The sequence below is a fragment of the Desertihabitans aurantiacus genome, assembly GCF_003344635.1.
Lineage (GTDB): Bacteria > Actinomycetota > Actinomycetes > Propionibacteriales > Propionibacteriaceae > Desertihabitans > Desertihabitans aurantiacus.
The window spans coordinates 1-19,904 of record NZ_QPKK01000031.1 but is presented as its reverse complement, the minus strand read 5'-3'; the positions used below and the strand labels follow the sequence as shown (position 1 = coordinate 19,904).

The window sequence follows — 19,904 nt, the reverse complement described above, 5'->3', positions numbered from 1 at the left end:
GGCGCTCTCCCCCACCCCGCACGCCGCCCCGCCGGCCCAGGGGCTGGTGCAGGGCGCGACCCGGGTCGGTACCGGCCACGGCGGGCACGCGGCCGGTGCGGCGGCGGCCAGCGCCGGCGGACGCAGCTCGAAGGGCTGGGTGGTCGCGCTGGTCGCGATCGGCCTGGTCGTGGTGGTGCTGGTGGGGCTGGGCGTCCGGGCGCTGTCGAGCGCGGTCGACCCCGGCAACAACCCGGGCCCGGGCAACCAGCCGACCTCCCAGGTGTGCCCCGACCAGCAGCCGCAGACCGCCTCGCCGAAGCCCGACCCGGCCGATGGTCGGGTGCACGGCGGCGCGCTGTCGTTCCCGATGCTGCCCGAGCCGTTCGGCCCGCCGGAGCCGGACAACCGGGTGCCGTTCGGCCGCGACGTCCAGGTGCAGTCGGCCTTCGTCGAGGACTACAGCGAGGGATCCTGGGTGGCCAGCGTGATGGTGGCCGAGCTGATCGCCGGCGACGGGTTCTTCACCCCCGAGCAGGGCTCGGAGATCGTCGTGAAGTGCGTGCTGGGCGAGTTCTACGGCTCCGACACAGAGGTGAACCGCGAGGACCTGGTGAACGAGGCGCGGACGCTCGACGGCAAGGACGCCTGGCTGGTCGAGTCCCACCTGACCTTCGACATCCCCGACCTGGAGACCAAGGGCGAGACGCTGATCCTCATGATCGTCGCCACCGGCGAGGCGACCGCCAGCCTGTTCTACGCCTCGATCCCCGACACCAGCCCGCAGTTCATGGCGCCGGCGCGCGAGGCGATGGAGAACCTGCGGGTGGACGCCTGATCGTCAGTCGGTGAGCAGGTCGACCAGCTCGACGGTGCGCCGCAGGCTGGCCACGGCGTAGGCCTGGTGGCCGGCGGCGACCGAGCGCCGGTGGCGGTGCTCCCAGCCGCTGAGGAAGACCAGCAGGGCCTGCGCCACCTGGTGCCGCCAGGGCAGCGCGTCGACCCGCGCCATCGCGGCGCGGACCGGGTCGGGCGCGACGAGCCCGGCCAACAGGGCGCGCGGGTCCGGGGTGGTGCGCAGCACCTTGCCCACGTCGTGGCCGAGCAGCCGCTCACGGGCGAGCTCCCAGTCGACCAGCCCGAGCCGGCCGTCCGGCATCCGCAGCAGGTTGCTCAGCGTCGGGTCGCCGTGGGTCGGGCCGACGGTGACCGGGCGGGTGCTGGTGAGCAGCCGGTGCACCCGGACGCCGAGGGAGGGCTCGGGTACGCCGTGCGGCCAGGTGCCGGCCGGGGCCCGCTCGAGCAGCGCCGCGAAGGCGGTCCGGGCCCGCTCCCGGGCCCGGGTCGGCAGCGGGTGGTGCCGCAGCGGCAGCCGGGTCCAGGTGGCGGCGAGCAGGTGCAACGCCTCCGCGGCAGCGTCCTGACGCTCCGCGACGGTGACCGGCCGTCCGGGGAGCATGTCCTCGACCACCCAGTCGAGCACCCGGTCGTCGCGGCGGCAGCTGCCCTGGTCGCGGCAGCGCGGGACGACGAAGGCGCCGACCTCGCGGAAGCGACGCTGCACCCCCGGGCCGTCCACCATCGCGGTGGCCGTCGACGGGTCGGGCCGCTCGATCCCGGCCACCGCCAGCGGGACCCGTCCGGTCAGGCCGAGGCGGAAGGCGCGGAAGCGGGTGCGCTCACGGTTGCGTCGCACCCCGGGCACCAGCACGTCGACGGGGGCGCGGGAGCGCAGCGGGTCGGTGCGGTCACCGGTGAGCAGCGAGTCCCCGGTCCACCGGTGGCGCAGCAAGGCCCCCAGCGGCCCGTCGCGACGCTCCAGGCGTCCCACCCAGGCGACGGAGTCGTCGCCGAAGAAGGTGCGGGTGCGCGGCACCGGTGCTCGCAGGGTCCGGGTCTGGGTGCCGATCAGCTCGAGCCACTCGAGGCCGTCGACGAGGTCTGCACGGAGGTGTCGCCCACTGTTCACCCGGGCATCCTCGACACCCGGGATGAGGCCCCGATGAGGACGGCGTGAGAGCTCCCCCAGCCACCCCGCCCCGGGCGGGCGCCGGATTCAGCGCTCGCTGAGCCGCACCTGGCGCAGGTAGCTGGAGTAGGGGCTCTTGCCGTAGCTCTCGGCGGCCCGCTCCAGCCCGGCGTCGTCGAGGAAGCCCATCCGCCAACCGATCTCCTCCGGGCAGCCGATGGACAGCCCCTGCCGGCGCTGGATGGTGCGGACGTAGTCACCGGCCTCGGCCATGGTGTCGAAGCTGCCGGTGTCCAGCCAGGCGGTGCCCCGCGGCAGCAGCTCCACGCGCAGCCGGCCCCGCTCGAGGTAGTGGCGGTTGACGTCGGTGATCTCGTACTCCCCGCGCGCCGACGGCTTGAGCCCGCGGGCGATCTCGACCACCTCGTTGTCGTAGAAGTACAGACCCGGGACGGCCCAGGAGCTCTTCGGCTGCGCCGGCTTCTCCTCGATCGAGAGCACCCGGCCGCTGTCGTCGAACTCGACCACGCCGTAGGCCGAGGGGTCGGAGACCCGGTAGCCGAAGACCGCCCCGCCCTCCAGCCCCTCGAAGCGGCGCAGCCGGGTGCCCAGACCGGGGCCGTAGAAGATGTTGTCGCCCAGCACCAGCGCCACGGCGTCGTCGCCGATGTGGTCCGCGCCGAGGGTGAAGGCCTGGGCCAGGCCGTCCGGGCTGGGCTGGACCACCCAGCTGAGCGAGATGCCGAACTGCGAGCCGTCCCCGAGCAGCCGCTGGAAGGCCTCCTGGTCGTGCGGGGTGGTGATCATGAGGATGTCGCGGATGCCGGCCAGCATCAGCGTCGACAGCGGGTAGTAGATCATCGGCTTGTCGTAGACCGGGATCAGCTGCTTGCTCACCCCGAGGGTGATCGGCCGCAACCGGGTCCCCGACCCGCCCGCCAAGATGATGCCCTTCATCGCGACTCCCCTGTCGTGCGCGCTCCACGCCACCGCGAGGTCCTAGGGTGGCGTCGTGCAGAGGGTACTGGTCACCGGCGGTGCCGGGTTCATCGGCGCGAACTTCGTGGACCACCTGGTCGTCCACACCGACCTGCAGGTGACGGTGCTGGACGCCCTCACCTACGCCGGTCACCGCGAGGCGGTCGACGGCTTCCCGTCCGACCGGGTCGCGTTCGTGCACGGCGACATCACCGACGCCGAGGTGGTGGACCGCGAGGTCGCGGAAGCCGACGCGGTCGTCCACTTCGCCGCGGAGAGCCACAACGACAACTCGTTGCACGACCCGCGGCCGTTCCTCGACACCAACGTCATCGGCACCTACACGCTGATCGAGGCCGCCCGCCGCCACGGCACCCGCTTCCACCACGTCTCCACCGACGAGGTGTACGGCGACCTCGAGCTGGACGACCCGGCGCGGTTCACCGAGCAGACCCCCTACAACCCGTCCAGCCCGTACTCCTCGACCAAGGCCGCCTCCGACCTGCTGGTGCGGGCCTGGGTGCGCTCGTTCGGGCTGCAGGCCACGCTGTCGAACTGCTCGAACAACTACGGCCCCTGGCAGCACATCGAGAAGTTCATCCCGCGCCAGATCACCAACCTGCTGGACGGCCGCCGCCCGCGGCTGTACGGCGAGGGCAAGAACGTGCGGGACTGGATCCACGTCGACGACCACAACAGCGCGGTGCTGGCGGTCCTGCAGCGCGGCCGCATCGGCGAGACCTACCTCATCGGCGCCGACGGCGAGCGCAGCAACAAGCAGGTGGTCGAGCAGCTGCTCACCACCATGGGACGCCCGCGCGACGACTACGACCTGGTGGCCGACCGGCCGGGGCACGACCTGCGCTACGCCATCGACGCGACCAAGCTGCGCACCGAGCTGGGCTGGACACCCCGCTACGACTTCGACTCCGGTCTGGCCGCGACCGTCGAGTGGTACCGCCGGCACGAGGACTGGTGGCGCCCGGTCAAGGAGGCCACCGAGGCCCGCTACGCGAAGTCGGGGCAGTGATGACCGAGCTCGCCGTCGAGACCACCGCGATCGACGGGCTGCTGGTGCTCCGGCTGCCCGTCCACGGCGACGCCCGCGGCTGGTTCAAGGAGAGCTGGCAGCGGGAGAAGATGGTCGCCCTCGGCCTGCCCGACTTCGCACCCGTGCAGAACAACGTCTCGTTCAACGCCGAGGTCGGGGTCACCCGCGGCATCCACGCCGAGCCGTGGGACAAGCTGGTCACCGTCACCACCGGCCGGGTCTTCGGCGCCTGGGTCGACCTGCGCGCCGGGGACGGCTTCGGCCGCTCCGTCACCGTCGAGATCGACCCGGGCACCGCCGTCTACGTGCCCCGCGGCGTGGGCAACGGCTTCCAGACGCTGGAGCCGGCCACCGCCTACTCCTACCTGGTCAACGACCACTGGAGCGCCGGCGCCCAGGACCGCTACACCTTCCTCGACCTCGCCGACGAGACCGTCGCCCTGCCGTGGCCGGTGCCGCCGGAGCAGCGGATCGTCTCCGACAAGGACCGCACGCACCCGCCGCTGTCGGCCGTCACCCCGGTCGAACCGCTGCAGACCGTCGTGCTCGGCGGCGGCGGCCAGCTCGGCCGCGAGCTCGCCGCCCGGCTGCCCGGGGCCCGGGTGCTGACCCGCGCCGAGCTCGACCTCGCCGAACCACAGGCGGTGTCCCGGCTCGACCTGAGCGGCGTCGGCACGGTGATCAACGCCGCGGCGATGACCGACGTCGACGGTGCGGAGACCCCGGAGGGACGCCGGCTGGCCTGGCAGGTCAACGCGACCGCCGTGGCCGACCTCGCCGCGGCGTGCCGGCGCCACCGGGTCACCCTGGTGCACGTCTCCACCGACTACGTCTTCGACGGCACCGCCGAGGTCGCCGACGAGACCACCCCGGTCGCCCCGCTCGGGGTGTACGGCCAGTCCAAGGCCGCCGGCGAGCTCGCGGTCAGCGCCCTCGACCGGCACTACCTGGTCCGCACCAGCTGGGTGGTCGGCGAGGGGCGCAACTTCGTCGCCACCATGGAGTCCCTGGCCGCCCGCGGGATCAGCCCGTCGGTGGTCGACGACCAGCGCGGCCGGCTCACCCACACCTCCACCCTCGCCGCCGGCATCCTGCACCTGCTCGAGGTCGGCGCGCCCTTCGGCACCTACCACCTGACCGACGGCGGCGAACCCGTCACCTGGGCCGACGTCGCCCGGGCCGTCTTCGCCCGCTGCGGCCGCGACGCCGACGACGTCACCCCGGTCAGCACCGCCACCTACTTCGGCGGCGACAAGCCGCACGCCCCGCGACCGGCCAGCAGCGTCCTCGACCTCACCAAGATCCGCAGCACCGGCTTCTCCCCGCCGGTCGTCGCCCCCTGACCCGGCCGGTCCCCGGCCGCTGAGCCCACCCGTCGCCGCAGGCGACGGCCACCACCGCCACGACACCCCCGGGGGTCCCGGAACAATCCCGGCGCTGGCTCGTTGGAGGGGTTGGTGCGTGGAGACGCGCGACCAGCTTCCCCGACCGCGAACCGTGAAGGTGGCCTCCGACCGTGCAGAACGCCCTCCGACGACTCGGGACCGTGAGCTACGCGACCGTGATGTTCCTGGTGGTCAGCGTGCTGATGGGCCTGCTCGCCGCCCTGCTGGTGGTGCCGTTCGCGGCCGCGGCCGGCGCGGGCTCGCGGGTCACCGCCGACTCCCTGGAGGAGCTGCCGGAGGACCTGGAGACGACCCCGTCCCCGGAGCGCACCCGGGTGCTGGCCGCCGACGGCTCGGTGCTGGCCTACTTCTTCGAGGACAACCGCACCTACGTCGAGCTGGACGACATCGCCCCGATCATGCAGCAGGCGCAGATCGCCATCGAGGACCACCGCTTCTACGAGCACGGCGCCATCGACGTCACCGCCACACTGCGGGCGTTCCTGCAGAACAGCGCCGGCGGCTCGACCCAGGGCGGGTCCAGCATCACCCAGCAGTACGTGAAGATGGTCCAGGTCGAGCAGGCCCGGCTGGCCGGCGACGAGGCGGGGGTACGGGCGGCCCAGGAGCAGACCTACGCGCGCAAGATCCAGGAGATGCGCCACGCGATCGCGCTGGAGGAGCGACTGTCCAAGGACGAGATCCTCGAGCGCTACCTCAACATCGCCTACTTCGGCGACGGCGCCTACGGCGTCGAGCAGGCCGCCCGGCACTTCTTCGACACCTCCGCCGACGACCTCGACCTGGCGCAGGCGGCGATGCTGGCCGGGCTGGTGCAGAACCCGGCCGCGACCGACCCGCGCCGGTTCCCCGAGGCCGCGGTCGAGCGGCGCAACGTGGTGCTGGACCGGCTGGCCGACCCGGAGGTCGCGGTGATCTCGCCCGAGCAGGCCGCCGAGGCCAAGCAGGTCGAGTGGGACCCCGACGGCATCGAGCCGGTGGCCAACGGCTGCGCCAGCGCGGAGTTCCCGTTCCTGTGCGACTACGTCCGGCGCAGCCTGCTGCAGTCGGAGGCGCTGGGCGCGACGGTGGCCGAGCGCGAGCAGACGCTGCTCCGCGGCGGGCTCACCATCCGCACCGAGATCGACCGGGAGTCCCAGCGGGCGGCGGAGGAGGCGATCGCCGACGTGGTCGACCCCGAGGACCCGGTGATCTCCACCATGACGATGATAGAGCCGGGCACCGGCCTGGTGGTGGCGATGGCGCAGTCGCGCCCGGAGATGGGTGATGAGGACGGCCAGACCTTCTACAACTACGCCGCCCCCACCAGCCTGGGCGGGGCGGAGGGCTTCCAGGCCGGGTCGACGTTCAAGCCCTACGTGGCCGCGGCCGCGCTGGAGGAGGGCATCCCGATCGACCGCCGCTACGACTCCCCGGAGCGGATGGACTTCTCCGACGAGCCGTTCCAGACCTGCGACGGCCGGGCCCGGGTGCCGGAGGGCTACGAGCCGGAGAACTCCACGCGTTCCGGGGACGACATGCCGATGGACTACGCGATGGAGTGGTCGGTCAACACCTACTTCCTCCAGCTCGCGCAGGACACCGGCATGTGCGACGTCACCGACATGATGGAACGGCTGGGCGTGGAGCTGTCCAACGGCCAGCCGCTGAGCGAGGTGTCGCACATCTTCTCCCTCCCGCTGGGCTCGGTGGACGTCACCCCGCTGTCGATGGCGGAGGCCTACGCCACCCTGGCCGCGGACGGGATCCACTGCGAGCCGCGGATCATCGCCTCGGTGACCGACGGCGACGGCCAGGAGCTCGACCTGCAGCAGCCCGGCTGCGAGCGGGTGATGGAGGTCGACGTGGCCCGCGGCGTCACGCAGCTGCTGGAGGGCGTGATGGGTGCCACCGGCCGTCCGGCGCGGCTCGGCAACGGCCACGACGTCGGTGGCAAGACCGGCACCACCGACAGCACCGAGGCGGTCTGGTTCTGCGGCTACAGCCCCGAGCTGGCGGGCTGCTCCTCGATCGCCGCGGACAAGACCTCCGACTTCTGGGACGGTCGCCGGCGCTCGCTGGCCGGGCTGCGGCTGCCGGAGAGCGGCACCTTCCTCAACGGCTCCGGTGGCGGCGACGCCGGCGCGCAGATCTGGCGCCCGGCGATGCGGGAGGCGCTGGAGGACCGTCCGCGCACCGGCTTCCGCAACCCGTCCCGCGACCTCCGCGGGGACGACGAGGACTGAGCGGGCCCGGGCCCCGGTATCCGGTGGGGCTCAGCCGTCGCAGTCCGCCAGCCCGTAGCGGGCCTTCATCGTCAGCACCCGCTCGACGTGCTCGGGCAGGGACGCCGCGAGCTCCTCGTCGTCCTCGGCCTCTGCGAGCACCCCCTGCACCATCGCGTCGACGGTCAGCGGGTCGGCGGTGATGGCCAGGTCTCCCCCAGCCCGGAGGAACTCCACCAGCCGGTCCTCGACGGGGGTGCTCGCCACCGCGGCGGCGACCCCCATGTCGTCGCTCATCACCACGCCGTCGAAGCCGAGGTCACCGCGCAGCAGGTCGGTGATGACGTCGTCGGAGAAGACCGCCTGCTCGTCCTCGTCGATCCGGGTGTAGGTGACGGTGGAGATCATCACCGAGTCCGCGCCGGCGTCGACGGCGTCCTGGAACGGCAGCAGGTCACCGCCGGCCACGGTGGTCTCGTCGTCGACGACGTCGGCGGTGAAATCGGTGTTGCCGCGGACCCGTCCGATCCCGGGGAAGTGCTTGACGCTGGTGGCGACCCCACCGGCCTGCAGCCCCTCGACGACCGCCTGCACCTTCTCCGCGACGACCTCGGGGTCGCTGCCGTAGCCGCGGTCGAGCTTGCCCACCGGCTCGTTGACCTGCACCAGCTCCTCCGGGACGACGTCGGCCACCGGGGCGAGATCCATGTCGACCCCGGCGTCGGAGAGCTCCTCACCCCATCCCTCGGCCGCCGAGCGGAGCTCCTCGGTGTCCAGCTCGGCCTGCTCGGCCGCGGACGGGATGGGGGTGAAGCCCGGCCCCTGCAACCGCTGCACCAGCCCGCCCTCCTGGTCGGCGGCGACCAGGGTCTCGACGCCCTCCGGCGTGTCGAGCTGCTGGCGGACCGCGTCGGTGAGCTCCTTGACGGCCTGCTGGCCGACCGTGGTGTTCTCCAGCAGCAGGATCGAGCTGATGTGGTGGCCCTCGACCTGCTCGACCAGGCCGTCGGAGGGCGGCTGGTTGGCCGAGATGCCGACCATCAGCAGCTGGCCGACCTGCTCCTCGCGGGTGAGCGAGGCGGCCAGGTCGGCGCAGCTGGTCACCGCCGGTGACGGGGAGGTCGACGGCGGAGGCGGCGGCCCGGCCGGCGTCGGCGTGGAGGTGGTCGGCGACGGTGGCGCGCTGCTCGGCGGCGAGGTCGCCTGGTCGGGTGCGCAGGCCGCGAGCAAGGCGGCCGCCGCGAGCCCGGCGGTGAGGCCGGGCCACGGGCGACGGCTCACGCGCCGCGAGGCTTCTGCGACAGGCTGAAGCCGCCCTCGGTGGTGTGACGGTCGATCTCGGCCAGCTCGTCCTCGCTGAACTCGAGGTTGCTGCGCGCGGCCAGGCTGTCCTCCAGCTGGGCGACGCTGGAGGCGCCGATCAGCGCCGAGGTGACGCGCGGGTCGCGCAGCACCCAGGAGATCGCCATCTGGGCCAGGGTCTGCCCGCGCCGCTGGGCGATGTCGCTGAGCACGCGGATGTGGCCGAGGTTCTCCTCGGTGAGCAGGTCGGGGTCGAGCGACTTGCCCGCCGCGGCCCGGGAGTCCGCGGGGACGCCGTCGAGGTAGCGGGTGGTGAGCAGGCCCTGGGAGAGCGGGGAGAAGGCGATGATGCCCATCCCCTCCTCGTCGCAGGCCTCGACCAGGTCGGGCTCGATCCACCGGTTGAGCATCGAGTACGACGGCTGGTGGATGAGCAGCGGCGTCCCCAGGTCGCGGGCGATCGCCGCCGCCTCCCGGGTGCGTTCGGCGGTGTAGGAGGAGATGCCGACGTAGCGGGCCTTGCCCTGGCGCACCGCGGTGTCGAGGGCGCCCATGGTCTCGATCAGCGGGGTGTCGGGGTCCATGCGGTGGTGGTAGAAGATGTCGACGTGGTCCAGGCCCATCCGGGACAGCGAGGCGTCCAGGGAGTCGAGCAGGTACTTGCGCGAGCCGAGGTCGCCGTAGGGGCCGGGCCAGTAGTCCCACCCGGCCTTGGTCGAGATCACCAGCTGCTCGCGCAGGCTCGTGAAGTCCTCGCGGAAGATCCGGCCGAAGTTGATCTCGGCCGAGCCGTAGGGCGGGCCGTAGTTGTTGGCCAGGTCGAAGTGGGTGACGCCGAGGTCGAAGGCGCGGCGCAGCATGTCCCGCATCGTCTGCAGCGGCTTGTCGTCGCCGAAGTTGTGCCACAGCCCCAGCGACACCGCCGGGAGGTGCAGACCGCTCCGCCCGACCCGGCGGTAGGGCATCTGGTCGTAGCGGTCGGCGGCGGGCGCGTAGGTGTCGAGGATCGGCATGGGTTCCACTCTAGGGAGCGGCACCGACAGCCGCGCACGCCCCTCGGGACACCCCGGCGGGCCCACTAGACTGGCGCGGGCCCGCCGCACGCGGCGTCCGGACCGACCGAGCACGACACCGGGGAGACACGTGGGACGCCGACGGACGAGCACGGCCGCGCTCGCGGTGCTCACCGCCCTCTCCCTCACCCTGCTGGTCGGCTGCACGCCCTGGAACGGGCTGGTCCCCGATCCCGACGGCCGCCCGCCGACCGGCGGGGAGGCCGGGGAGCGCAGCAGGCTGCCCGAGCCGGAACCCGTCGACGCGCCCGTCGAGGTGTTCGTCGCCCCGCGGGACCGGTGCGACCCCGACGCCTCCGGGCGGAGCGCCGACGCGGCGGTCTGCGACCTGGAGGGCGCCCACCGGGTGGTCGAACGGCTGCACGAGCAGGGCCGGGCCCGCGGCGACCTCACCATCCGCTTCGCCGGTGGCCGCTACGACATGGGCACCTACTACTGGCGCACCTGGGCCCAGCCCGGGCACACGCTGCGCTTCGTCCCCGACTGGTGGGAGCCCGGCACGGAGGAGCCAGTCGGCCCGCTGCCCCGGTTCCACGGCGACCCGACGTCGAGCCACTGGCTCTCCATCGTGCGGGACGAGAGCTCCCCGGAGCCGGTCGGCAAGGTGCAGATCGCCCACCTGGCCGTCAGCGGCTACAGCAACGGCATCATGGTCAACGGCGGGCTGATCCTCGACGGCTCCCCCGAGGAGCGGGCTGAGGCGATCGACCCGCCGGTGCCCTACGTCTCGGTCGACCGCGTGGTCATGGAGGACCTGGGCAACCGCCACGCCCCCGACGCCGCGCCGGCGGAGTGGGCGCTCGCGCTGCGCAACGTCGCCAGCGGCAGCGTCCGCGACTCCCGGTTCGAGTGGATCGCCAACGCCGAGGACGACGAGAAGTACGCCCACGCCGTCTACGCGATGGAGTCGGAGGGTGTCTCGATCACCGGCAACCTGTTCCACCGCATCTCCGGCGACCCGGTGCGGTTGCGCAACGACAACCGCGACTTCCTCGTCCTGCGCAACCACTTCGTCCGCTCCGGGACCCGGGCCGCGGTCTCGGACTGGCACGTGGACCGCGAGGCCGCGAAGGAGCGGGACCAGGGCTGGGAGGTCAGCAGCGAGGAACCCGAGATGCGGGGCAACCGCCTCTACGACGGCGGCTACCGCGGCGGCCGCGTGGTGGAGTGGCGCCCGTCGGAGGAGGTCCGCTAGCGCGGCTCCGGGCGTCCCGCAGCGGGGGTTGCTAGCGTGCTGCGGTGCCTGTCGACGAGGACGTCCTGCTGAGCCAACACCCGGCGCTCCGCGAGTCCGACATCACCCCCAGCCCCGACCAGCGGCACCTGCTCTACGCCCGCGGCTACCTGCTCACCCGCACGCCGGTCGACCTCGACCTGGGCGAGCACTGGGGCAGGCTGCGGTTCGGCGACCGCCACCTCACCTGGGACCGGCGCACCCCGCTCGTGCTCGCCGAGCACCAGCAGGTGACGGTGCTCCTGCTCGGGCGCGTGGTGCACCCCCGCCGCGGCACCGCCGACCCCGCGGTGGTCGCCGAGCACCTGGTCCGCGCCCGCGCCCGGGGACGCGAGGCGTACGCCCGCGAGCTCGACGAGGTGGTCGGCCGTTACGTCGTCCTCGACCGCGGCCCGGAGGGCACCACCCTGCAGACCGACGCCGCGGCGATGCGCAGCTGCTACCACGACGCCACCGCCTCCGTGCTGGCCAGCCACTCCCGGCTGGCCGCCGAGACCGTCGGGGACCCGCGGCCGTCCCGCTTCCCCGTCGACTGGCTGCGCCGCACCCGGGCCCTCACCTACCCCGGCCGCTACACCGACTTCGCCGGCATCCACCTGCTCACGCCGAGCACCGAGCTGCGGCTGGAGGACGCCCGCATCTCCCGCACCGGCCCGCTGCCGGTGACCGAGCTGGTCTCCGCCTCGCTGGCGGCCAAGCGGCTGCTGCCCCGGCTGCAGGACCAGCTCACCCTGCTCGCCGAGGGCGCGCCGCCGCTGATCTCGCTGACCGGCGGGCTGGACAGCCGCACCACCCTGGCGCTCAGCCGTCCGATCGCCGACCGCGCCGAGTACTTCACCTTCGTCCGGCCCTACCTGGGTGAGGCCGACGACTCCGTCGCCGACCTGCGCACCGCCCGCGAGCTGGCCGCCACCTTCGGCCTGCACCACACCACCGTGCCGGTCGAGGGACCGCTGGTGCCCGGGCCGCTGGCCTCGGTGATGGGGCGGAACATCGCCCGTCAGCACGGGCGCAGCGTCTCAGCCGCCTACCGCGAGGTGCTGCCCCCGGACCGGGTGCACGTCCGCTCCAACCTCTACGAGGTCGGCCGGGCGGTCTACCTGCGACGCGGCTACACCGGCGAGCTGACCCCGCAGGTGATGGCCGAGACGCTGGTCGCCCGCGGCAGCGAGCCGCCGGAGCCGGCGGTGGTGGAGGCGTTCGAGGAGTGGGTGGACGCGACGTCCTTCGCCGCACCGGAGGGGGTGGACGCCTACGACATGTTCTACTGGGAGCACCGGATGGCGGCCTGGCTGAACTCCCACCTGACCGAGAGCGACATCGCCCACGACACCCACATCCTGGTCAACAGCCGGGCGATCTTCCGCCACCTGCTGTCGGTCTCGCAGGGTCAGCGGCGCTGGGGCAAGGTGTTCGACCACCTGGTGCGGCTGAGCTGGCCCGAGGTCTACGACATCCCGGTCAACGGGCGCGACCGCTCCGTCCCGGAGGAGCCGGCCCGACCGGCGCCCGCTCCGACCGACGGGCCGGCCGCCGGCTGAGCCGGGTCAGCGACCGACGCCGCGGTAGGTCCAGCCGGCCTCGCGCCACTGCGCGGGGTCGAGCACGTTGCGGCCGTCGAAGATCGCCCTGCCCGCCACCTTGCCGTCCAGGTCGGCCGGGGTGAGGGCGCGGAACTCGGCCCACTCGGTCAGCAGCAGCACGACCTCCGCACCGTCGACGGCGGCGTCGAGGGAGTCGGCGTAGCCGAGCGCCGGGTAGGCCAGGGCCGCACGGTGCATGGCCTTGGGGTCGTAGACGCGGACGTCGGCGCCGTGCACGTGCAGCCCGGCGGCGATGTCGAGGGCCGGGGAGTCGCGGACGTCGTCGCTGTCGGGCTTGAACGCCGCCCCCAGCACCGCCACCCGGCGCCCGCTCACCTGACCGCCGAGCAGCTCGGCGGCCACCTCGACCGCGCCGGTGCGGCGGCGCAGGTTGATGCTGTCGATCTCGGTGAGGAAGGTGACCGCCTGGTCGACGCCGATCTCGCCGGCGCGGGCCATGAAGGCGCGGATGTCCTTGGGCAGGCAGCCGCCGCCGAAGCCGACGCCGGCGTTGAGGAAGCGGCGACCGATCCGGGCGTCGTGGCCGATCGCGTCGGCCAGCACGGTGACGTCGCCGCCGGCGGCCTCGCACACCTCGGCCATCGCGTTGATGAAGGAGATCTTGGTGGCCAGGAAGGCGTTGGCCGCGGTCTTGACCAGCTCGGCGGTCGGGAAGTCGGTGACCACGACCGGGGTGCCCTCCGAGATCGGCCGGGCGTAGACCTCGCGCAGCCGCTGCTCGGCTTCGGGGCTCTCGGTGCCGAGCACGATCCGGTCCGGGTGCAGGGTGTCCTTCACCGCGAAGCCCTCACGCAGGAACTCCGGGTTCCAGGCCAGCTGCATGCCGTCGCCGGCCGGGGAGACGCGGGTGATGAGCTCCTGCAGCCGGGCGGCCGTGCCGACCGGGACGGTGGACTTGCCGACCAGCAGCGCCGGGCGCTGCGAGGCCTCGGCGATCGTCGAGAACGCCGAGTCGACGTAGGTCATGTCGGCGGCGTAGGAGCCGGAGCGCTGCGGGGTGCCGACGCAGATGAAGTGCAGATCGGCGAAGTCGGCGGCCTCGGCGTAGGAGTCGGTGAAGCGCAGCCGGCCGCTGGCGACGTGCTTGGCGAGCAGCTCCTCCAGCCCGGGCTCGAAGAACGGGGTCCGTCCCTCGCGCAGGGCGGCGAGCTGGTCGGGGTTGTTGTCGACCCCGAGCACCTCGTGGCCCAGCTCGGCCATCGCCGCGGCGTGGGTGGCTCCGAGGTAACCCGTGCCGATCACGGTCATCTTCGTCACCCGGGCATCCTAGGGGTGCGCGGGCCGCACGGACGGCGACGCCCCGGACGCCGCCCGATCACTCCGCCCAGAGCGCGGCCGAGCGGTGCTCCGCCCGGACCCCGACCGAGGTCAACCGGCCCAGGTACTCCGCGACGGCCCGGTCGGCACCGGCGGGGGCCGCGTCGGTGTCGCCGACCTCCTCCCGCTCCGCGGCCAGCTCGACCAGCACGTCGCGGGCCTGCTCGGGGGTGGCGTAGCTGGCGGCGTCGCCGAAGGCGCGGGCGTAGGAGGGTGAGAGCACCAGCACCGCCCCCTGGGCCAGCGCCTCGCGGGCCTGCTCCTCGATCCGCGGTTCCACCGTGTCGGAGAAGGCCACCCAGGCGTCCAGTGCACCGAGGTCGTCGGGCTCGGCGTCCACCTCGTCGGCGCCGAACACCCCGGCCGCCACCAGGGCCGGCCCGGCCGGCTGGTCGGCGTCCCGCCCGTCGAGGGCCTGCTGCATCCACTGCTCGGTGGTCTCGTTGCGGAAGCCGCCGACGAGGAAGCTGCCGGTGCCCGACGCCGGGGCGGACAGCGGCAGCGGCCCCAGGTCCGGCACGGTCTCCCACAGACCCGGTCGCAGCTGGTCCCGCAGCAGCAGCGGCTGCAGCGCCTCGCGGATCGGCTCCTCGGTCGCCGCCCAGGCCGGGTCGACCCCGAAGATGTGCTGCACGCGGCGGGAGACGGTGGAGGCCTCGTAGACCTGCCGGCGGCGCTGGGACGGGGCCTCGTCGGCGACCACGACGACGGCGGACGGCCGGAGCCGGGCCGGTGCGTCGCGGCAGACCTGCAGCAGCGTCGGCGGGCGGACCAGCAGCAGGTCGGTGGTGGCGTCGGAGGCGAGGGCCAGCCGGGTCACCGCGCCGGAGCGCACCAGCGCGGCGAGCCCGGGGTCGAACGCCAGCCGGGGGCGCCTGGTGGAGAGGAAGTTCTCCGCGGTGACGACGCCCACCCGCAGCCCGGCCCGGACGGCGGCGGCCACCTCCCGCTGCACCTGGCGGTCGCGGGCGGCGGGGGCGTCCAGCTCGACGAGGTGGACGACGTCGAAGTGCTCACCGGTGCGGCGGTCGGGCAGGAAGCTCTGCGGGGCCGGGAACGGCCGCTGCCCGGGGTGCCGCTCGAGGCGGACGCTGCGGCCGGCGGCGAGCTCCTTGTGCCAGGACAGGTAGGCCTGGCGGTAGGCGCCGCGGTCCTCGTGCTCGTAGCCGAGGCCGAGGTCGGTGGAGGTGAGGTTGGACTCCCCCATCAGGGAGAACGTCAGCGGTGTCGGCTCGGTGGGGTTGAGCCGGAAGCCGTAGGCCTGCTGCAGGCGGAACCGGAACTCGTTGTCGGCGCCCTTGCGCACGGTGTCCCAGTAGCCCAGGCGCTGCTTCACCTCGGCGTGGCGGAACATGATCGAGGCGAAGCTGGGGTGCACCACCCGGTCCGGTCCCCAGCGGACGAGGAAGCGGAGCACCGGGCTGACCCGGACCCAGTTGGTCAGGTTGGCCACCCGGTCGGGGTGGGCCTGCAGGTCGCGGACCTGCCACTCGATCTGCTGCGGGTGGTGCCAGTCGTCCTTGTCGGCGATGGTGACGAACTCGCCCCGGGCCTCGTCGTAGGCCTGGTTGCGCACGTAGTAGGCGCCGTGGTTGTCCTCGTTGAGGTGCAGCCGGATCCGCTCGTCACGGGCTGCCCAGCCGCGCAGCTGGTCGGCGTAGGGGGTGGGACGCCCGGCCTCGTCCACCCGCGGCGAGCCGTCGTCGACGATGATCAGCTCGAGGTTGCGCCAGCTCTGGGCGAGGATCGACCCGATCGCCTTGTCGGTGGCGGCGTTGGGCTCGTAGATCGGCATCAGCACGCTGACCAGCGGGCCGTCGGTGACGGGCTGGGCGGTGTCGCAGGCGAGCCGGTAGAACGGCTCCTCGGGTCCGTCGGTGAGGGTGAGCGGCTCGAACCCGCCACCGACCAGCAGCGCGTTCACCTGCTCCAGCCACCGTTGCTCGTCGGCCGCCGGGTTCTGCAGGTAGGGGTTGGCGGCGTTCGCGGCGAAGAGCGCGTGGGCAGCGACCCGGGCCGGGGTGTCGGCTGGACGCTCGCGCAGGATCTCGGTGGCCCGCTCGAACCGGCCCTGGTCCACGCACAGGTCGGCGTAGTGGGAGCGGTCGATGTCGGTCAGCCGCCCGGTGCCGGCCAGCCGGACCAGGACGTCGTAGAGCAGCAGCGAGTCGAGCAGGTCGCGCTCGGAGCTGCGCTGGGAGTACAGCAGCCGGGCCAGGGTGCGCAGGGCGGGCGTCCACAGGCCCTTCAGCTCCTCCCGCGGTACCTGCTCCACGCCCTGGGCGCGCCAGCTCTCCATCACCGCGGCGAGGTCGTCGTAGCGGTAGCGGCCGCGGGTGGCGGCATGGGCCAGGACGTCGCGGGCCGACCTGGAGCGGGTCCGCTTGGCCCGCTCCAGGAAGAGCTCCTGGCCGGCCGAGGTGGTGAGCAGGGTGCGCGACCAGTGCTCCAGCGCGGGCAGCCGTCCCGGCTTCGCGGCCCGGTCGTCGGCGGCCGGTGCCCAGCCCGGGCTGCCGGCGAGCGGGGCCTTGCCGAGCTGGCGGGTGAGCACGGAGGTCTGGTGGTTGAGGCGGGCCGACAGCAGCCGGCTGGTGTAGAGCACCAGCGCGACGAGGGCCAGCAGCAGCGCCACCCCGAGCGTCCAGGCCAGCCACCAGGTGTCGAGCACCGCCGCGACCACCGCAGCGACGCCGACCAGCCCGCTGACGGCGAGCACCGCCGCCTGCGACCGCGTCGGGAGCAGCCTGCGTAGCCTCATGGGGTTCCTCTCTTGTCGCCACCCCGCTGTGGGCGGCGTCCGGTTTCGAGCGCACGCGTCCGGTCGGGCCCTGACTGTAGCGGGAGCGCCGTGCGGTGCTGTTGTGCTGCGGTGCGGGTTCCTCGCCCTTCGACAGGCTCAGGGCGCTGGTGTCGGCTCGACCGGGACGGCCGCCTTTGTCCGCCATCGCCACCACAACGCCCTGAGCCTGTCGAAGGGCGAGGACGGCAGCTAGGGCTAGACGGTGACGTGCGGCACCGGGTCGCCGAACAGCTCGAGCCGAGCCGCCCGGCTGAGCAGGTCGTAGTCGCTGATCGGCCAGGTGTGGGCGTCGGGTGCGGTGTGGCGGACGGAGACGAAGCTGAACCGGTCCGCGGACCAGACCCGACCCCCCTGGCGACGCAGCGCGTCGAGGAAGGTGGTGTCGACCGCACGGGGAACGTCGGCGAAGGGGACGTCGGCGAGCACCTGCCGCGGGGTGAGCAGGGTGCCGCCCTGCACGAACGGGCTCCAGGCCAGCTCCCGGTCGGCGAAGCGCAGCATGGTCGCCCCCGAGCCGGTGAGGTGGACGTAGTGGGCGCCCTTGCCGACGGTCTCGGCCCCGGTCTGCCGGGCGTGCGCGACCAGGTCGGAGAGGTAGTGGGGCCCGTAGTGGTTGTCGTCGTCCATCTTCGCGACCAGGTCGCCAGCGGCGGCGGCGACGCCGAGCCCCAGGCAGGCGCCGAGGGTGAGGGACGTGTCGGCGTGCCGGACGACGAGATGCTCGACCCCGTGCTCGGCCCGCCAGCGCCGCAGGTCCCCCTCGTCGGGGGTGAACCCGTGGGTGACGAGCACCAGCTCGACGGAGGGGTGCTCCTGGGCGCTGATGGTGGCCAGCACGTGCTCGAGCTGGTGCGGACGCATGGTGGGCACCACGGCACTGACCGACGGCGTGGCCCCGGACTCTGGAGTCTCGCTCGCAACGCCTCGGGCTCCGTCTCCCCCAGCAGCCTGGTCCCGGGCTCCTCCAGCGCCCTGACCCCGGGCTCCCCCAGCGCCCTGAGCCTGGGCTCCCCCAGCGCCCTGAGCCTGTCGAAGGGCCCGCCACTGCTGGTGCGCACGCCGGTCCCGCAGCAGCGGTTGGGCGGCGAGCGCACGGGCTTCGGCGAGCAGGGACGTCCGATCGCCCGCGGGGCGCTGTCCAAGAGCGGCTCGGACGCGAGCGTCCGCGCTGACGACGGCCACCCGCTGACCCGCCAGCCGGAGCACCTCGTCGGTGCCGGACGCTCCGTCGGCCAGGTGCAGCAGGACGTCCACGCTCCTCCGACCGCCGGGACGCCAGTGCCGCAGCCGCACGGCGAGCGGCAGCTCACGCTCCAGCGCGCGGAGCTCACCGGGGTGCAGACCCGTGTGTCCGAGCACCGTCTGCCGACCTGTCGGACCCGCCCCGGGAGTCAGCAGGTCCTGCAGCTGCGGCACGGCGGCCGCCCGGCGAGCCAGGCGGCGCAGCGGCAGCAGCTCGCGGGCGCCGCTCACCCCGCCACCCGGTCGACCAGGATCCGGGCGATCCGCTCGCCGCTGCGGCCGTCCCACAGCGGCGGCACCGGCCAGGTGTCGGAACGCCCGGCCGCGAGCGCCGCACGCACCTCGGGCAGCAGGCTCGACCGGCTGACCAGGCGGTTGGTGCCGTGGCTGATGGTGACCGGGCGTTCGGTGGAGTCGCGGAGCGTCAGGCAGGGCACGCCGAGCACCGTCGTCTCCTCCTGCACCCCGCCGGAGTCGGTGACCACCAGCGCGCAGCGACGTACCAGTGCGAGGAACTCCCGGTAGCCCAGCGGCTCGGTGAGGTGCACCCGCGGGTGGCGGGCCAGGAGGGGGGCGAGGTGCTGGCGGCTGCGCGGGTGCACCGGCAGCACCACGTCGACGTCGCCGGCGACGGCCTGGACGCAGCGGGCGAGCTCGACGGCGTCCTCGTGGCGGTCGACGTTGCTGGGCCGGTGCAGGGTGGCGACGACGAACGGCTCGGGCAGGTCGTCCAGGGGCAGCGGGGTGGCTTCGACCTCGGGCAGCTGGTCGAGCAGGGTGTCGATCATCGGGTTGCCGACGAGGTGGATGTCGTCGTCGGCGACGCCCTCGGCGCGCAGGTTGTCCACCGCGTCGGCGCTGGGGGCGAGCAGGGTGCCGGCGAGGCGGTCGACCACGAGCCGGTTGACCTCCTCGGGCATCGCCCGGTCGAAGCTGCGCAGCCCGGCCTCCACGTGCGCGACCGGGATGTGCAGCTTCACCGCGGCGAGGGTGGCGGCCAGGGTGGAGTTGACGTCGCCGTAGACCACCACGAGATCGGGCTCGTGCTCCATCAGCACGGCCTCCATCTTCACCAGCACGGCCGCGGTCTGGGCGCCGTGCTGCCCGGCGCCCACCGCCAGGTTGAGGTCGGGCGGCGGCATGCCGAGCTGGCGGAAGAAGATGCCGGAGAGGGAGTCGTCGTAGTGCTGCCCGGTGTGCACGACGAACTGCTCGACCGGTTGCTCCCGCATTGCCCGCAGCACCGGCGCCAGCTTCGGGAAGTTGGGTCGGGCTCCCGCGACGTGCAGCAGCAGCGGGGCCATGGAGTCCCTTCGTCGTGGTGGAGCACTACGGTAGCGCCCGACCGCTCGTCGCATCGGCGTCGGCGAGCCGACGGGAGGACGGCGGTGCTGGGGTTCCGACGGTGGCCGTCCCGGCCGCGATTGAAGCACGGTGCCGATCACACCCTCAACAGCGACGCGCCCCGGCGACCACGCCTGCTGCTGGCCATCAGCATCGCGGCCCGCCACCTCGGGCAGGGGTGGGCGAAGGCGGTGCACAGCGGTTGGCGGCTGCTGCCCCGCCGGCCGCGTGCGGTGCTGCTCCGGCTGCTGACCGGGCGCCTCCCGGTGGTGGCGGCGCTCGGCCTGCACGCGACGGGTCAGCGCGACCGCGCCCGAGCGCAGCTGCGCCGGGGTCACCGGGGCCGTGCCGTCGAGGCGGCCACGGCCTGCGGGGAGCTGGAGCTGGCGCGGGAGCTGGTC

15 protein-coding genes are annotated in these 19,904 nt (G+C 73.6%); 7 read left to right on the top strand and 8 right to left on the bottom strand.

Annotated features, from left to right (window positions below; genetic code table 11):
• A partial coding sequence (locus DVA66_RS04595) for a hypothetical protein (RefSeq protein ID WP_198671481.1) occupies window positions 1-817 on the top strand: 817 nt, incomplete at its 5' end.
• A 3-nt stretch (window positions 818-820) separates the two neighbouring features.
• On the opposite strand, the gene DVA66_RS04590 is transcribed toward DVA66_RS04595, so the two are convergent.
• Together DVA66_RS04590 and rfbA are read right to left on the bottom strand one after the other, a co-directional pair.
• Window positions 821-1,948, bottom strand: a complete 1,128-nt coding sequence (locus DVA66_RS04590) for an aminoglycoside phosphotransferase family protein (protein ID WP_114558995.1) — start codon at window positions 1,946-1,948, stop codon at window positions 821-823.
• Between the two features lie 87 nt (window positions 1,949-2,035).
• Entirely contained in the window at window positions 2,036-2,905 is an 870-nt protein-coding gene (gene rfbA, locus DVA66_RS04585) for a glucose-1-phosphate thymidylyltransferase RfbA (RefSeq protein ID WP_114558994.1), read from the bottom strand.
• A gap of 55 nt (window positions 2,906-2,960) precedes the next feature.
• Here rfbA and rfbB point away from each other — a divergent pair, with 55 nt between their 5' ends.
• The 3 genes from rfbB to DVA66_RS04570 all read left to right on the top strand — a co-directional run bounded on the left by rfbB (window position 2,961) and on the right by DVA66_RS04570 (window position 7,608).
• On the top strand, window positions 2,961-3,956 hold the full coding sequence (gene rfbB / locus DVA66_RS04580; RefSeq protein WP_114558993.1) for a dTDP-glucose 4,6-dehydratase: 996 nt from the start codon (window positions 2,961-2,963) through the stop codon (window positions 3,954-3,956).
• Entirely contained in the window at window positions 3,956-5,320 is a 1,365-nt protein-coding gene (locus DVA66_RS04575; protein ID WP_114558997.1) for a sugar nucleotide-binding protein, read from the top strand. Before rfbB ends, DVA66_RS04575 begins: the two co-directional genes overlap by 1 nt.
• A 203-nt stretch (window positions 5,321-5,523) precedes the next feature.
• The gene (locus DVA66_RS04570) at window positions 5,524-7,608 is read left to right on the top strand and encodes a transglycosylase domain-containing protein (protein ID WP_114558992.1); all 2,085 of its coding nucleotides are present in this window, start codon (window positions 5,524-5,526) and stop codon (window positions 7,606-7,608) included.
• A 30-nt stretch (window positions 7,609-7,638) separates the two neighbouring features.
• Here DVA66_RS04570 and DVA66_RS04565 read toward each other — a convergent pair whose 3' ends face one another.
• On the bottom strand, window positions 7,639-8,868 hold the full coding sequence (locus DVA66_RS04565; RefSeq protein ID WP_157973837.1) for a glycoside hydrolase family 3 N-terminal domain-containing protein: 1,230 nt from the start codon (window positions 8,866-8,868) through the stop codon (window positions 7,639-7,641).
• Window positions 8,865-9,902, bottom strand: coding sequence for an L-glyceraldehyde 3-phosphate reductase (mgrA, locus tag DVA66_RS04560; protein ID WP_114558990.1), 1,038 nt, complete (start codon window positions 9,900-9,902; stop codon window positions 8,865-8,867). The genes DVA66_RS04565 and mgrA overlap by 4 nt, the downstream gene beginning before the upstream one ends.
• 130 nt (window positions 9,903-10,032) lie before the next feature.
• Here mgrA and DVA66_RS04555 point away from each other — a divergent pair, with 130 nt between their 5' ends.
• Window positions 10,033-11,157 carry a hypothetical protein gene (locus DVA66_RS04555; protein WP_114558989.1) on the top strand — a complete coding sequence of 375 codons (1,125 nt, stop codon included), beginning with the start codon at window positions 10,033-10,035 and terminating at the stop codon, window positions 11,155-11,157.
• A gap of 44 nt (window positions 11,158-11,201) precedes the next feature.
• Complete coding sequence (locus DVA66_RS04550; RefSeq protein WP_114558988.1) at window positions 11,202-12,737, top strand: hypothetical protein; 1,536 nt, start codon at window positions 11,202-11,204, stop codon at window positions 12,735-12,737.
• A 6-nt stretch (window positions 12,738-12,743) separates the two neighbouring features.
• Here the strand turns inward: DVA66_RS04550 and DVA66_RS04545 are convergent, their stop codons facing one another.
• The 4 genes from DVA66_RS04545 to wecB form a co-directional block, all read right to left on the bottom strand.
• Window positions 12,744-14,048, bottom strand: a complete 1,305-nt coding sequence (locus DVA66_RS04545) for a UDP-glucose dehydrogenase family protein (protein WP_114558996.1) — start codon at window positions 14,046-14,048, stop codon at window positions 12,744-12,746.
• 67 nt (window positions 14,049-14,115) lie between these two features.
• A complete protein-coding gene (locus tag DVA66_RS04540) occupies window positions 14,116-16,875 on the bottom strand; it encodes a glycosyltransferase family A protein (protein WP_157973836.1) in 2,760 nt (919 codons plus the stop codon).
• Window positions 16,876-17,112: 237 nt separating this feature from the next.
• Entirely contained in the window at window positions 17,113-18,099 is a 987-nt protein-coding gene (locus DVA66_RS04535; protein ID WP_269801591.1) for a glycosyltransferase family 2 protein, read from the bottom strand.
• A gap of 287 nt (window positions 18,100-18,386) precedes the next feature.
• Window positions 18,387-19,463 carry a non-hydrolyzing UDP-N-acetylglucosamine 2-epimerase gene (wecB, locus tag DVA66_RS04530; RefSeq protein ID WP_114558985.1) on the bottom strand — a complete coding sequence of 359 codons (1,077 nt, stop codon included), beginning with the start codon at window positions 19,461-19,463 and terminating at the stop codon, window positions 18,387-18,389.
• An 84-nt stretch (window positions 19,464-19,547) separates the two neighbouring features.
• Here wecB and DVA66_RS04525 point away from each other — a divergent pair.
• Window positions 19,548-19,904: hypothetical protein (locus tag DVA66_RS04525; RefSeq protein ID WP_157973834.1), on the top strand; the 357-nt coding region annotated here is incomplete at its 3' end.

Bases quoted from the DNA above. Each gene is read 5' to 3' on its own strand.
- rfbA (WP_114558994.1), bottom strand. From the start codon at position 2,905: ATGAAGGGCATCATCTTGGCGGGCGGGTCGGGGACCCGGTTGCGGCCG.
- DVA66_RS04575 (WP_114558997.1), top strand. From the start codon at position 3,956: ATGACCGAGCTCGCCGTCGAGACCACCGCGATCGACGGGCTGCTGGTG.
- mgrA (WP_114558990.1), bottom strand. From the start codon at position 9,902: ATGCCGATCCTCGACACCTACGCGCCCGCCGCCGACCGCTACGACCAG.
- DVA66_RS04545 (WP_114558996.1), bottom strand. From the start codon at position 14,048: ATGACCGTGATCGGCACGGGTTACCTCGGAGCCACCCACGCCGCGGCG.
- DVA66_RS04540 (WP_157973836.1), bottom strand. From the start codon at position 16,875: ATGAGGCTACGCAGGCTGCTCCCGACGCGGTCGCAGGCGGCGGTGCTC.
- wecB (WP_114558985.1), bottom strand. From the start codon at position 19,463: ATGGCCCCGCTGCTGCTGCACGTCGCGGGAGCCCGACCCAACTTCCCG.